Source organism: Paenibacillus sp. MAEPY2 (assembly GCF_000499205.1).
GTDB lineage: Bacteria > Bacillota > Bacilli > Paenibacillales > Paenibacillaceae > Paenibacillus > Paenibacillus vandeheii.
On record NZ_AWUK01000060.1, the window covers coordinates 24,212 to 39,257 of the forward strand.

A 15,046-nucleotide genomic window follows, 5' to 3' on the forward strand; every position below is an offset into this window, starting at 1 on the left:
ACGGACATGTTAATTACATGGCATCTCTTTTGAATTGAGCAATCTCAAAGGTTAGGGTGCGGACAAACTTCGGGTTTTAGCTTTCAGGAATGAGAAAAATGTGCTAAGCGGATGATGACGACAATGTATATAGAGGGGTGTTCTCCTAAATCCAAGAGCACCCATTAAAAGGAGAGAGTTGATGAAGAAACAGTTTATCAAAATTGCAGGAATTGCACTGGCAGCAGCGCTTGTGCTAGGTACGATGAACATCACGACACCTGGCGTGCAAGCCGCTACCACTCAATTTTCTGACGTGGAATCAAACCATTGGGGCGCTAGCGCCATTACCAATGGTGTCTCTAAAGGATATGTCGATGGATACACGAATGGTACATTTAAGCCTGACGCCAGCGTCACACGCGCGGAATTCGTGAAGATGGTCGTCTCTGCTATAGAACTGGAAACCACGCCATCAAGCGGTAAATGGTACACCGAGTATGTTGATGCCGCAAGCACAGCAGGCCTGTACGCATCTGCCGATTTCAATAATAGCGAAGCGGCTTGGACGAAAGTCATGACACGCGAAGAAATGGCTCGGGTTGCAGCTCGTGCGATCGGTGAAACGACCAAGGAAGAGGACAAATGGATGTACCTCGCTACGAAATCCGGTCTAATTAAAGGCGTCGGTATAGGAGAGATTGCTCCAAAAGGACTGACCACACGTGCGCAGGCGATCGTTGTAATTGAACGTATCCTATCCAAGAACACCGGTGCTTCCCTTGACGTCGATAAGTATGTGGTGGGTAGTGCTGAAATTGCCTGGCACGGTACGAATATCTTTACTGTGATGCCGGAAATGTGGGTCACTCCAGAATCCGATTGGAAACAAGCCGGAAAATCGTCGGTCGAAGATATGTGGAACGAGGAAGGTATGACCATCCTGTCAAAAGACGGACTGTATCAAGGTAAGCTGGACGCTCTTGTCGCTATTGACTTGGCTGATCCGAATGACCCGAACCTTGGGTTGATCACTCCGATTAATACACTCAAGTGGTACAATAACCGGCCTTCTATCACTAACCTGATGGTCAAAGAACAAAAAAATAGTTACGTCCTCTATTTTAAAGGCGGAACAGTCTATAACAAAGATACAAAAAAATATAATCCGTCACAGCTTCTACGGTACCGTGTAGATGGATTTGATAGTCTTGATCGCAATGCCTTTTTCCAAAAAGGTGTGCTGAATGCATCTGCTAGAGTTTATCGCAATGATCAAACTGACACGCCTGCCGAAATTATCCCCAAAATGGGAACTGTACAAAATAGCGATTTGGTAATTAGACTTCAAACACCAACAGGGGGTTCTTCAGTGAAAATATTTTGCTCCGTCTCAAAGGTAATCGGTAATATTCAATCAATTTAGAAAAAAGAAATCTTCGTATCCGTAAATGAAGAAATAAAATTATAGGTCTTTTGACCAGTATAGAAGAATGGTACAATTATCCTAAAATAATTAGATCTAAAGGGGGGATTCAAATATACTTGAGTCTCAGGAAGGTTACATAGAAATTAGCATTATAAACAGCTGAGGAGTGATTTTTTGAGTAGATTTCAAAATTCTTTTAAAATGTTCGCAGTATTAACACTAATCTTATCTGCTTCGTTGCAGTTTTCAGGGGCTGCAATCGCAACTGAAAAAAAATCCCAGAACACTAATGTTTATCATTCCATGGGGAAAAACGATCAAACCAAGCTTATACAGTTTCTATATCAATTCACCAATATTTACGAAGAATTAAAAATTGAGAAAGATAACGATGAAGATATTGTACGTTGGTTATATGACGGTATACATTCTTCGAACTTAAAATTTGCTCCTGAACTTGTAAAGGAGAAGAATAAGAAGTCATTCACAAAAGATGGAGACTTTTATTACACTCCATACCCGGCAAGCAAAGTAAATGCATTTCTTAAACGTACACTCGGATTTCAATTAGAAAAAAGAAACTACTACTCTTCAGATAAATTCTTGCTAATTTTGTATAAAAACAATAGCTATTATATTCTTGAACCTAATTACGGTGGAGGAGAGGAATTTACCGTAGCACAGCCTGATTATCTTTACTCAATAGGAAACAACAGATTTTATGTAAAATTTAAAAAGTACTCTTTTGCTTACGATACCTTTGAGGAAAGCGGGTTGAGTTATAAGTTAGCATTTAATCCAAAGCATACTTGGAGCAGTAAAGTTAAAGCTATGAGTTATGAAGAGAAAGGTGGATTTGCGGTTGTAGAGAAAGTGGTGTCCGGGAAGACTTTCAGTTGGAGGTTAGTCAGATTTAATGGAGATAGTAACGGATTAACAGATCAACAAATAAAAGAATTACAAAAAAAATAGCAGAACATCTCTCTAGTATGAGATCAAAAGGAGCTTTCTAATATGAAGCGTTTTGTTACATTATTCTTAATATTTCTTATGGTGTCTAGTTCAACCTCAGCTTATGCTGCTCAGCCTTCCTCGACATGGAAGAGTTCGTACAAAAAAATACTTAATAATTATTTGAAGTCCGAAGATTTCGGACAGGATAATGTCATTACTTTAGTTGATATTGATCAAGATGGAATCCCTGAGTTGTTTGCGGGTCAAGCATATCGAACAGTAAATCATGTGGACTTAGCATACACATTTAAAAATGGTAAAGCAGTTCCACTCAAACAATCTGGTCCTGGACTTTCAGAGGATGAAAGTGGAATAGGTTTTAATCTTGGCATGGAAGGGTTCAATAAAGGCCAAGTTAAAATTTTCGTGAATAAGAAAACAAATAAACAAACAGTGATAGTTAGAGATGGGGCAAGCAGCGCAATTGGTGCGGTTGTGGGTGAATATGCAATTAACCTACAAGGATCAAAAATAGTTAGTCAAGAGATCAGCGTTGCCAACTATTCCGAAGAAGTTGATGATGAGTTCACTTTTAAAGGAAAAAAAGTGAGTAAATCAACATTTGATAAAAATAGAATTAAATATTTTTCACAACTAAAGCAAAAACCTAGCAATGCTACTCATCTGGAGGGTTTATATGTAATAAACATGATTGATGCAGGGTGGTCAAATGATAAGATTATTAATAAGTTCTTAAAGTTATAGCCACTTGTGAATGGGAATACAGTTCGACAACTAGGATTGATTTTATCAATAACATCTACGTGTACGGATGCGTATATGTAGATGTAGATGTAGATGTAGATGTTTTACTTAAACGTCATCTTAGATAAATTAAAATGATTGAATTGGAGACCTGCTTAATGAAAAAAGTAACTAGTATATTTCTGTCTATATCAATATTATTTTTGTTAGTAGTTCCTATATCACATGCAAAGAATCTTAATACAGCTCCAGTTATTGAATCGGTATACGACAACGCAACAATATATGACGGTACACTTACTTTCAGTGAAGGGCTTGCATGGGTAGTCGTTGACTACAAAGCTGGTGTAATTAATACATCTGGTGATTGGATAGTTGAACCTAAATATGAATTTGATATTTATCGTCTTGGCTCTTATCGATTCAGTGAAGGACTTTCAAGAGTATATGATAAAAAATGGAAATTTATTAATACAAAAGGTGAAGTAGTCATCGAAACAAATTATCAATCAGTCAAAGATTTTAGTGAGGGACTGGCTGCTGTTAAAAAGAATAATTTATGGGGATTCATTGACCATAATGGTAAAGAAGTTATCAAACCTCAATACCAAGATATTGGTGGAATTCTAGGCTATTTGGGGGATGGGTCTGGAGGTTTTAATGAGGGATTAATTGCAGTTAAGAAAAATGGGAAATGGGGATACATTGATAAAAGCGGAAAAACCGTAATTAAATTTCAATATTACATAGCAGATAACTTTAATGAGGGTATTGCTCGTGTTTATCTTGATGAAAATACTAGTAGTAGTAATAGATACATTAACAAAACTGGAAAAATAGTTTTGACTAATGTTACCTCAGTAAAGTTCACAGAGGTCACAGATTTCCATGATGGACTAGCTATCATAGTGGATCCTTCAGGCTATTGGGGAGTCATCAATAAAAAAGGAAAGAAAATAGTTAAGCCGACTCATAGAAAAGAGTATGAAACCATATCTCCATTTAGTGAGGGTATGGCTGTTGTACAAACCGCTTATAACTACGGAAGTCTATATGGATCTATCGATAAAACGGGCAAACTCGTTATAAAACCTAAGTATAGTGATATGAAGGATTTCCATGAAGGTTTGGCTGTTGTCGGAAAAAAAATTAATGGCACTATATTGTATGGCTTTATTGATAAGACAGGAAAAGAAGTGATAAAACCCCAGTACGCTAATGCAGGAAGTTTTAATAGTGGATTAGCTCTCGTACAAGACAGTAGTACACTCAAATATGGATTTATTCATAATCCATTAAAATAATGTTTAATGGATTAAGGTAGTACAGATTTTGCTTAGAAGATAAAAAAGTATCATTCTCTCCTCAAAAATGTGAGTTAGAAGAATCCCTATTTAAACTGTACCCTATAGAGTAGACACTTTAAAAAAGTCTATCTATGGGGTATTTTTGTTGTATGCTACGAACGAGATGAGGACGGAGATTACTAATGAGCAAAAAAAAATTTACATCCAATGAAGTGAGACATCTTTCTACTAACCCCTATGTGAAGTCTGTATCGACGAAGGGAATCACATATACTGAAGCGTTTAAACAACTCTTTATTATATCGAGTCAACAAGGAAAGCTACCTAGAGACATTTTTGAGGCATGTGGGTTCGACGTTCAAATCCTCGGTATGACCCGAATTAAGGCTGCTGCTGGTCGGTGGAGAGCAAGTTATAAAGAGCAAGGAGATTTAGGTTTACACGATGCACGAGGCAAACATTCAGGAAGACCTCTAAAGCGAGAACTCACCTTGGAAGAGAAGAATGCGAGGCTCGAAGCGCAAATTCATTTGCTCCAAGCTGAGAATGAACTCTTAAAAAAGATTCGTCTGGCCGAACGGGGGTGGAACCACGAGTAAAGCTAACACCTAGTCTTCGATACAGGTTGATCAAAGCCGTGATCGAGAAATACCATCTACAGCGAATGGTAAGTTATCTTTGTGAAAGTACAGGTGTTTCTACAAGCGGATACTACCGATATTGGAGCGCTTCAGGCATTCGCGTGCGTACGCAGAAGGAACGGGTGGATGAGGAAATAAGTGTTCACGTCCGCCGAGCCTTCCAATTTAAAAAACGTAACAAGGGGGCTCGCTCCATCAAAATGACGCTAGAAGGGCAATTTCAGATCGTTTGGAATCTCAAGCGAATTCGAAGGATCATGAAAAAATATAATATCGTATGTCCCCATCGAAAAGCCAATCCATACAAACGAATGATGAAGGCAACCCACGAACATCGGGCGGTACCTAATTTGTTACAACGCAACTTTAAACAGAGCGTGCCTGGAAAGGTGCTTTTAACCGATATTACCTACCTCAATTATGGCAAAAGCAAGAGAGCTTATTTGTCCACCATTAAAGATAGTTCGACCAATGAGATTTTGGCTTATCACGTATCAGGACGAATGACCATGGATCTGGCGACTAACACATTGCTCCACTTACAGAAAAATCGCAGATTCAAGCGGAGTCAAGATGCCTTCATTCATTCCGATCAAGGAACCCACTACACGCATCCGGATTTTCAGGAGAAAGTGAAACGTATGGGTTTGGGGCAATCCATGTCCAGACGAGGAAATTGCTGGGATAACGCACCGCAGGAGTCGTTCTTTGGTCATTTTAAGGATGAAGTTTCCTTGAAGAACTGCACCACACTGGACGAAGTCAAACGAGAAATTAAAGCATATATGACCTACTACAACCACTACAGATACCAGTGGAATCTAAAAAGGATGACCCCTGTACAATACAGAGATCATCTTCTTGAAGCAACATAGGTCTTTTTTAGAAATGTCCTTTACATAGGGTACAGTTTAATTTATAGGGGTTCTTTTTTATTTTAGCATTAAGTCAGATATATTCCCGTATTTCGCTGGCAGTAACATATTAAGGCGGGCTAGAAAGGCGATATCTGGGATCTTTCTTTCTCCGTGATTTGTGAAGTTAGGAGAGCTCCCTCACTGAATGAAGATCAAAATATAGAATATCTGAGTAACCTGGAATTGTGGTGGATTAAAAAGTTTGAATTTGAGTATGGGAAAGTGAAAACTTACGCTCCAGCATCTGAAGGATCGATTTAACGATATGGTGGTTAGGCAAAGTACAGTTCCCCTTTGCTATCCCACTGATTAATATTTGGAGCAATATGCAGTGGATGATGTTCCAAGCCTGTACTCAGGTCCTTATGCTTGTTGGTTACCTATGATGGCCATTATCAACTCTTACTAGTGTCCCTTATTAGTAACAGCATAATCCGAAAGGGTACAATGAGATTCCAGGAGACAAAAATAGGAGCCAACGTGGCGGCTCCTAAACTCTCTGACATCTTCTTGTTAAGGTATCAACTGAGAGATGCCGTCTTCTAAAAACAGAATTACCCCCTCTAATCCAATATACAAAAAGCCGCATCCTGCTATGAAGCAAAAAATGATAGAACTCAAGACGGGATTTGATTTTCCGTATGATTCGCCGCAATGGGGGCATCTCTCAGCGTCTATTGATATTATTTTCCTACAGCCTTTACAGAACATTCTTGTTCGATTGTTTGAAGACTTACGCTTAACTACCTTATCCTTAAAATTAATAACCGTCATATAAAAGAACAAAATTGCTAATCCGAACGCAATTAAAAGCAAGCCTACTCCAAAGATCGTCCCTACAATATCTTTTATCCCTTCTAACATTCCAAGCCTCCGACTTATGTAATCAAACAAGATTAGTCTATCAGAGACATGATATTACTTCCATATATTTCTTTTTAAATCAAGCGAAAGAGTGGTGCAGCCACTGGGCACCATTATTCCTTTGAAAATTACTATACTTGCTTCAATAAATCCTTATTGTTATTCCGGACATTGCCGACCTCTTTGGGCACCTCATAAGCACGCATTTTTGAGGCTTGATATGGTTTGAGAAGACCAAGTAATGATTGAATATTGTCATTTTCTCTTCCAAGCCAATCTGCCTCATCTTCGCACCGCAAGATCACCGGCATACGATTATGGATCTTTTCCATTAAACTGTTCGGTTCGGTTGTAATAATTGTACATGTGCTTAGCTTGTTGCCGTCCGAATCTGTCCATGTATCGTACAAACCAGCTAGAGAGAAGATACTCTCATCCTTCATAAGGATTCGCATTGGCTGTTTAGCAGCTCCTTCTTTCTTCCACTCATAGAATCCATTCGTTGGGATAATGCATCGCTTGGAACTTATCAGCCGTTTAAAGGCGGGCTTCTCCGACAACGTCTCTGCTCTGGCATTAATCATCTTATTCCCGATCTTATCGTCTTTGGCCCAAGATGGTACAAGTCCCCATCGGAGGGCCCCTAATCGGTTACCATGCTTGCTTTCGATAACTGTAGGGATGAATTGCATGGGAGCGGCATTGTAATTCGGCTTATACTCAAATCCGTCCGTTATGGAGGCAGTATACCGGTCTAAAATTGCATTTAAAGGGTCAGTAATCGTAAATCTGCCACACATTGAAAACACCTCCTGCAGTGTATTGTTTTTATAAATATAATCACACGGTAGATGGATTAAACATGGTTGTAGGGCATGTACATTCATCATGAATCCATCGTCTTATCGATATACTTGACCTCGCGATTTAAATGGTTTCCCTATCGATTAAAATAAGCATTTTTGGACCAGAGGTAAAGTTTATATATTTAAAACGTCTAAGTAGCCTGTTGGTAATGTACTTGGAGAGGCTAGCTGGATTTAGCCACTGGTTGTAAAATTGAGCATAACCTATAACCGAGTAGTAGGATCGTATAATAAAGGAACGACCGTTCTATCTGTCGAATTATGATGAAAGGAACAATGGAGGTAATAGAGTATGTCTAATACATTAGATTTAACCGAGTGTGTAATATGTTCATCATGCGCAGCAGATATCTTTGAATTCTTTGAGAAAATGGGGCATCCCATTGCTCCATATGAGCGTTTTGTCAAAGATCATATTGTACCTGAAGATCCAGAAGAAGAAACTGAGGCAGTACACTGTGATGTATGTAATGAAGTGTTAGAAAGCGGAAAAGAGTACCATACAGTTAACGTTCCTCACAGTATGGTAATTTCTATCGCTGATTATCTTTCGGAAGATATCGGTGGCTGTGAACGTTGTCATGGGAACGAACGTAGGGGCTTTGAATACGCCTTCAACAAAGGTGAGCCTGAAGATTCGCACATTGATTTAGGAGGAAGTGCACATACTGCGGGTAGTTTCATAGATTGGCATGGTGTGCCTGAAGTACTGATCCCTGTGTTTGTTCAATTAATACGATGTAATTGTGGTTATGGTCGAGAACACGAAGATGGGAACAATCCAGGTGGTGGAATCTTTAAAGAGGAAGACGATATTTACACCTATAGCGAAGTAGACTACACTTTTGGATTCGGGGAGTTTGAAACGAAAGAATTCTTGGAATTTGCTGAGAGATATGGTGAAAAGATTAGTGATGAAGACCTTTATTCTTTCAAAGAAATCCTCAGAACAAAGCCATTGCTTGCTTATAAAGATGCTACTGGTGTAGCGATCTACAATGTACTTAAATCCCACTTTGATAACGAAAACCATGCTGTCCTGCAATCTAATGAAGTAAAGTTGTACCGGGGAAGAACTCGTCCAAGAGATTCAGGGAAGCAGTTCGAAGTTGAAGACATGTGGGCAGCCCCCCTAGGAAAGACTTCTCATGGGCGTTACAATTTCATTGGGGTATCTGTGCTTTACGTTACGGATCAAGAAAGGGCAATTCCCCTTGAGCTGAATCCAACGCATGACCAACTCATTGATGTTGTTACATTCGACATTTGTAAGAAGAGACTTAAATTATTTGATTTAGGTTCCTTCGATCCTACTTTCCAAGGTTTTTTTAATGAGGTTAATGAGGAAAATAACACCGTGAAATCAGCCTATCTACTCCCAAATTATATCGGCGCATGTTGTAGCGATATTGGTTACGATGGAATAAAGTATTTAGGTGTCCATCAGTCTGAAGAAGGCGTGGAATACGTCAATTATGCTTTGTTTGATATAAAGCGCGGGTTGGATTTGGTAGCTGAAAAAGAAGTGAAAACGTATAAACCCAAAATATCGATTGCATTGGAACTGCAAGAGATTAAAAAGCCGGCAGAGCCACTATCTCCAGAGTCCGTATTCTAATTAAATATCTAAAAGTAAATAGATAGAATTTTCAGCCGATGTGTTTGTAATAAGCACATCGGTTTTTTGCTTAGTCTATCCGTAGTATATGTAGGCAAAGTTGTCATTTCTTCATCGCATGTTAGGATATGTGGGAATCGACTCAGTACATAATTGGAGGATCTGGAATGGGTAATGTACACAGAAACAACATTAGTGATAAGTTCAATCAGTATCGGGTGTTTCATACTGCTACCGGCGAGGAAGCAGATGGTAATGTTCTCGTAATGAACCCTCTAGAAGATCAAGCTGCATTAGCCGCACTCTTCACATATGCGAGAGTAACCCCTGACGCCAGAGTTTGATCTGAAATATGGGATTGGATAACAAACAGGGTACCTCAGTCCAGGCAAGATTTACATGCAGTGCATTCCGGAGATGAAGCCAGGATAATTCAGCATTTAGAAAAAGAAATACTAGAGATGAAAGATAAGCTGGAGGCAATGGAGCTTGCAATTGGATGGTATGAAAAAGGTCGTAAAGAGTTAGCTCGAGCAGCATATGTGACTGGAGCCTAAGGGGGAAGAGTATGGAACTCAATAATAGAACAGCGTTTCCTTTAGGAAAAGGGATATCAAAGCCGCGCTTCCGGAAGGCCACTAAGAACACGATCAAGAATCGGATTTTGATGGCCAGCTTGTTTAGTCAGAACATCAAATTATCAGATTTAGCGAGAAGCATTGGAGTTTCGAAAAGAACGGTACACAATTGGATCTACATCGGGGAGCCGAACAGTTCTAATCAAGAAAAAATTGCAAATGTGCTGGGGATTCCTGCTCAAATCCTATTCTTTGAACATGTGGGTGTAGAAGGAGTTCAGATCCCTTTTCAAACAAAGGTGCACCAGGGTGTTTTAGGTGAACGAATTGTCAATCCTTTGTTATTAGGTATGATGTTTGTTCATGAGATTAACCATCCGGACCTTGCTGAATATCTGGGCCACAACCGGAGCTTATTTCGCCCCCATATCCACGAAGGTAGAATTCCCCCGCAGGATATCCAGGACAAGGTTTGTACATTCTTTAGACTGCCTCCCCATATCCTATATAACGAAGCCTTATTCCGCGATATTCAATTTACGGCCAAGGAATTTCGCCCATCCAGGAGGCGTCTTCTTCAATAACGCGATGAGTAAGACTCATTGACTATTTACTTAATATTCATGTAAGATAAAGTCATTCATCAAGTATTAAACTTCATTATTCATCTGTTAGAATATGTACCTATTCAGCTTTAATTGTTTTAGGAAGATATTTTACCGACAGATTTATGGACATGACTTTTTTTCATGGATTAATGAGGTAGGCGTGTATACACAAGTTTCGTGTAAAGACGCAAGGATCTAAACTCATATTTATGGGTTTTGATTCAAAAAGTAGCCTGCTAATTCTAAAAAAACAAATAATCACTGGTTTACATACGAATAGCGAATTCCTTTTAATAGTGGAATTCGCTTTTTTTCATTAAACCAGATAAAGAGGGGAGATGAATAATATGAAGATAGGAGATAATGTCGAAGTAAATGGAATCAGTCGTTCCAAAACGTCATATCTAAGCTGCCGAGGCAGCGTTGTTGATGTTTCTATAGGGTGTTCTTATCCAGTTCATGTGCGTTTTTTCGACCACTCTATAGATGCATTCGAAATGAAGGATGTTGATTTTGTGTTCAACATTCCCAAAAGGTCGATGAATCCCATGCGAATGAAGATTCTTCAATGCATCGAAAAAGAGGGGACTATGTTTTTAACCCCCAATAACCTTTCTATATTATCTGGAGCCAAATTAAGCGTAGTTCAAAGTGCCATACGAAAATTTGAAGAATACGATCTAACTAGATCCATCGCTGAGGGATTGCTGGAGCTTACGGATAAAGGGGCCTCGTATCTCAAACAGCACACTAAAACCTGATGGAAGATAATGTGTAAGATAACTTATCCACCGAGCAACCCAAATTAATGAAGCTGATATCTAATATAGTAGTGCAGTACAGCTGATCACAAGTCTGTACTTTTACTATAAAACATTGAAATGGTTCTTGGCTCCGCAATTAAAGAGAGTACTAATAACATTAGTACAGAATTAGAAACAAATCATGACATATCGGATTTTGATTAATAATTTATAGTAACTAAAGCAATTTCCATAAACTTAACGAATTTCTCTTATCTTGAGGAATTCGTTTTTTTTTATTTCAACAAACGGATAAGGGAGAGGTTGTACATGACAAAAGGAAGAGTTATCTCACGGAAAGGTTTTACAAAAGAGGAGTTTAAGCGAATCAAAGAATTGGCGGCAAAGGAGATTCCTTTTCCGGTCAACATGAGGCAGCATCCGCAACGTTATGCTTTGGGAGGCTTTCAGATTTCTCCAAGAGCACAGCGTAAGAACTTCGATGAGAGAGGGCTTACGAAATGGTCCCGGGAAGAGTTTAAGCACGTTTTAGACTTCCTGATCAGCCGTGACATTGTGTTGTCCGGACGAACTTTAACGACAATCGAAGAAATCCAGCATACGGACTGTACACTGTTTGATATGCAATATCACATTTATAGCGGTTATTTTTCATTCATGACGCAAGCTGTTCGTGAAAAGTAAAAAGCGGTTGCTGCAGGTGTTGTTATCCAGCACAAACGTAATAATCATCAAATTTCTCATGATAAGAGATTATTTGTCTTAATACAATATCCCCAATCCCATATATAAAGGAGAAATAACAATATGAACTCAAAGATTGATATTCTTAACGTTTCCCTGGAACAACTACAAAGTGCTTATGACGAACGCTTGGCTCTTGTGGCCAGCTATTTAGAGATTGGTGTAAAGCGAATCATAGAATCAATTAACAAGCTGCTAGGAACGAATTGGGAGCTTGAGGGTTTGTACGAGGAAATCTACGATAGCACGATTGTTTGTGGTGTATACGATCCCCTCTATAAACGATCGCATGCCATTGTTCATTTTGGATTTACTGAACATCCAATGAACTCTGAGGATGGTTTCTATTTCGATGTAAGCTTGGATGCGACAAGTTCAGCATTGATTGACTTAGGCTTTCCTATGGAGACAGTGACCGTTGAAGAAGCTAAGGTGCGGATCGAGGTGTTTACTAAGAAAGAAATGATTATGCCCCGCATCCAATCTTCAAGCCCAATAAAGAAGAAGTTCTTGATGGGAGAGAAAGCAGCCCTTGAAGTGTTTAAAAGAGATAGTAAAATTCAGTTTATAGATAACGTGGATTTGAACGAGATTTCGTATGAGGCGTTGCTAAGTTGTTTTACAACTTTGCCTACCTTTGATTGTATTGAACCTTTTCTTTTAGAAGGTGATCCCACTAAATTAAATGAATGGTATCACGCGGTAAAAGAACAAGCAGACAAGTTTCCCTCTAATAACGTAACCTTTATAACACATCCAACCATTATTATAAATCCAGACAGCATCTCAATGCTCTTAGAGTATGACGCTGGAACTATTGAGCTTTACCCTAAAGCGCTAGGAAATAGTGCCTTAATGAGATTCATTCTGCCAATGGATGGCGAGGAACGTGTGGCGAAAGCTGTGCTTTACGCACTCCAGGAACGTGGATGCGGAGGAACTGTGATAGATCGAGGGCTAAGAGAGGTACCAATCCAGAAATTTATACTTGGACCTACCACTTACCCGATTTATAACGTCGAAATTTTTAACGGTTTCGGTTACGCAATAAATCATAGCGATCCTAATGAGCTAGCAGCTCATTGTTTTCCTAATAGTGAAATCCGAAGTCAATGTGTACGGGAACTACAGGATGTGGGAAACTATATTTTAGCCAATATTGAAGAGATGTACGACAAACAAGATTTTGAAGATGCAGTTACCATGGCAAGAATCTATGAATGTTCAGGTTCTGGAAAGAAATCTCTCATAGGTAATGTATGGTATCCCATGAAAGGGAAGGGGTTTAAACCGAAACAAGAACTCGTCGTGGCTGTGGCCTCAGATTCGTCGCTATACACAGCGATTGAAAATGGGGAAGCAGACTTTTTCAAGGGAAAAACCATATATGGATTAACTCTGAATAGAGACCACCACTAAGGTGGTCTTATTCGTATTTAATTAATTAAACTACTTTGGCCGATAAACATTAAATGATGATATGGAGGAAAAATGATGTCGTTACTCGAAAGCGGTACTCTATTTTTGACACTGGGGATTTTCTTATACGGTATTTTATTTTTTAGTTTTTTTAGGGAGAAGAACAATCAAAAAATAAGCAAAGGGATATTATTCTTTCGTAATAATTTTGTTCGTGTCATTGCTGGACTCTCACTATTCACAATAATTGAGTTGACCACGAGGAATATTCATCATATCTTGTTTGCATTCTTAACGGTGGTGCTTCCAGTTGCCGTTCTTAATCTTGTGGCAGCATTGAAGATGGATAAACTAACCGAGGGAGAAGTAAACGATTATAGGGTAGGCTACCTTCAAAACAATTGGTCAGATAAATCCTACAAGTATCTGCAATCTAAAGATTGGGACAGTACCGTATTTAAGAAGGTTCAGGAATCTGGGGCTTTAAAGTTGAGCACAGATGAGGCGAATCCATCTGTGATCGTTAGCGTAAGTGCTAATCGAGCGCAGCACGAGCTTTCTCTATTCCACAGACTCAAGGGAAATTATAACGTTAAGTTGATCTGTATGGATGCAAACAATGCCAAAGATCAGATTGATGAAGTCGATCAAGACTCCCGTTTTATCTATCTAGATGGTGATCGAGATGCGTTTAATTTGCCGGCTATCCTAGATGAGATACAAATCGGACAGGTCGACATTATTTTAGATAAGAAAGGTGCTCTTTGGCACAACAGTAAAAAGGTAGATACCTTCTTTGAAATTGCATATAATAAGCTGTCTCCCGGTGGAGTGGTAATTATCGATGGAAGCCAGCAGAATAAGGTTTTGACAAAACTTAGCTTCTTATACTATCAACTCTTTAGAACGATTATTTACCCCACAGAACTTTCTACACTGAGCAAGATCGAAGGCGCAATTGGCTCAGGTAGTTTTGCTGTTCGACATTTTGAACGCATCGATGCAGGTGAGGGGATTTTTCGTACGGTGATTTTCAAGAAGAAGCATTAATGAGGTGTATATATTGAATCGTCTAATTGGAAAGTACTCCATGCTTACAAAATCTCTTATCGTGATCACTGCAAATATTATGCTTTTTGGGGTGCTAATCATTGTTTTGGGTTATCTCATCCAAAAAAGCACACTGGTTAACCAATTGCATGACCAACTACGGATTAACAGTCAAGAGTGGGCCTCAAAATTGGTGATTTCAGATGTACAAGAGGCCATGAAAGAGAAAAGCTTTAATGCCCACTTACAGAGCGAACTACGTTCATTCCTGGACCAAGTGGGTTATAACAATTCAAATATTGCTCAAGCCTATATATTCGGAGTAGAGCTGGAGAATGGTAGAGATACTTCAATCGCTGCAATGCCCACCAATCTGACGAAGACGTTTAATGAAATGGGGATGACAGTGGGATCCATGTATGAACAGCCTGTAGAGGTTGCTAATGGAATCCAGAAAATGTTAGACACAGGTAAGATTACATATACCAGTTTCTATAATGACATTTTTGGAACCTGGACGACGATTTTATATCCTCTGAAGGA

General features: G+C 39.1%; 14 protein-coding genes and 1 pseudogene. 13 read left to right on the top strand and 2 right to left on the bottom strand.

From position 1 onward, the window contains the following. The first annotated feature begins 181 nt into the window (after nucleotides 1-181). From P364_RS0132665 to P364_RS37105, 5 genes are all read left to right on the top strand, one after another. Nucleotides 182-1,405: an S-layer homology domain-containing protein gene (locus P364_RS0132665; RefSeq protein ID WP_024634180.1), complete on the top strand. Its 1,224-nt coding sequence runs from the start codon at nucleotides 182-184 to the stop codon at nucleotides 1,403-1,405. A 177-nt stretch (nucleotides 1,406-1,582) separates the two neighbouring features. Beyond that, nucleotides 1,583-2,380, top strand: coding sequence for a hypothetical protein (locus P364_RS0132670; protein WP_024634181.1), 798 nt, complete (start codon nucleotides 1,583-1,585; stop codon nucleotides 2,378-2,380). 42 nt (nucleotides 2,381-2,422) lie between these two features. After that, nucleotides 2,423-3,127: a hypothetical protein gene (locus P364_RS0132675; protein WP_024634182.1), complete on the top strand. Its 705-nt coding sequence runs from the start codon at nucleotides 2,423-2,425 to the stop codon at nucleotides 3,125-3,127. A gap of 158 nt (nucleotides 3,128-3,285) precedes the next feature. After that, complete coding sequence (locus P364_RS0132680; protein WP_024634183.1) at nucleotides 3,286-4,431, top strand: WG repeat-containing protein; 1,146 nt, start codon at nucleotides 3,286-3,288, stop codon at nucleotides 4,429-4,431. Between the two features lie 185 nt (nucleotides 4,432-4,616). Continuing rightward, nucleotides 4,617-5,950 (top strand): IS3 family transposase gene (locus tag P364_RS37105; protein ID WP_236642277.1). Its coding sequence is split into 2 segments (ribosomal slippage): nucleotides 4,617-5,018 and nucleotides 5,021-5,950, totalling 1,332 coding nucleotides; the frame shifts between segments, so codons are not numbered across the junction. 555 nt (nucleotides 5,951-6,505) lie between these two features. Here the strand turns inward: P364_RS37105 and P364_RS0132695 are convergent. Together P364_RS0132695 and P364_RS0132700 are read right to left on the bottom strand one after the other, a co-directional pair. Next, nucleotides 6,506-6,856: a hypothetical protein gene (locus tag P364_RS0132695; protein ID WP_024634186.1), complete on the bottom strand. Its 351-nt coding sequence runs from the start codon at nucleotides 6,854-6,856 to the stop codon at nucleotides 6,506-6,508. Nucleotides 6,857-6,987: 131 nt separating this feature from the next. After that, entirely contained in the window at nucleotides 6,988-7,656 is a 669-nt protein-coding gene (locus P364_RS0132700) for an SOS response-associated peptidase (RefSeq protein WP_024634187.1), read from the bottom strand. A gap of 358 nt (nucleotides 7,657-8,014) precedes the next feature. Here P364_RS0132700 and P364_RS0132705 point away from each other — a divergent pair, with 358 nt between their 5' ends. From P364_RS0132705 to P364_RS0132745, 8 genes and pseudogenes are all read left to right on the top strand, one after another. Next, nucleotides 8,015-9,340, top strand: a complete 1,326-nt coding sequence (locus P364_RS0132705; protein WP_024634188.1) for a hypothetical protein — start codon at nucleotides 8,015-8,017, stop codon at nucleotides 9,338-9,340. A gap of 167 nt (nucleotides 9,341-9,507) precedes the next feature. Then, nucleotides 9,508-9,684 (top strand): hypothetical protein, encoded by a 177-nt coding sequence (locus P364_RS37680; protein ID WP_161634272.1) that lies wholly within the window; start codon nucleotides 9,508-9,510, stop codon nucleotides 9,682-9,684. 224 nt (nucleotides 9,685-9,908) lie between these two features. Continuing rightward, nucleotides 9,909-10,502 (top strand): helix-turn-helix domain-containing protein, encoded by a 594-nt coding sequence (locus P364_RS0132720; RefSeq protein WP_024634189.1) that lies wholly within the window; start codon nucleotides 9,909-9,911, stop codon nucleotides 10,500-10,502. 371 nt (nucleotides 10,503-10,873) lie between these two features. Next, complete coding sequence (locus P364_RS0132725) at nucleotides 10,874-11,287, top strand: hypothetical protein (RefSeq protein ID WP_024634190.1); 414 nt, start codon at nucleotides 10,874-10,876, stop codon at nucleotides 11,285-11,287. A gap of 312 nt (nucleotides 11,288-11,599) precedes the next feature. After that, nucleotides 11,600-11,974 carry a hypothetical protein gene (locus P364_RS0132730; RefSeq protein ID WP_024634191.1) on the top strand — a complete coding sequence of 125 codons (375 nt, stop codon included), beginning with the start codon at nucleotides 11,600-11,602 and terminating at the stop codon, nucleotides 11,972-11,974. A gap of 123 nt (nucleotides 11,975-12,097) precedes the next feature. Next, nucleotides 12,098-13,453, top strand: a complete 1,356-nt coding sequence (locus P364_RS0132735) for a hypothetical protein (protein WP_024634192.1) — start codon at nucleotides 12,098-12,100, stop codon at nucleotides 13,451-13,453. Between the two features lie 72 nt (nucleotides 13,454-13,525). Beyond that, nucleotides 13,526-14,503, top strand: coding sequence for a hypothetical protein (locus tag P364_RS0132740; RefSeq protein WP_152532784.1), 978 nt, complete (start codon nucleotides 13,526-13,528; stop codon nucleotides 14,501-14,503). Nucleotides 14,504-14,516: 13 nt separating this feature from the next. After that, nucleotides 14,517-15,046: pseudogene (locus tag P364_RS0132745) on the top strand (methyl-accepting chemotaxis protein); the annotation flags it as partial.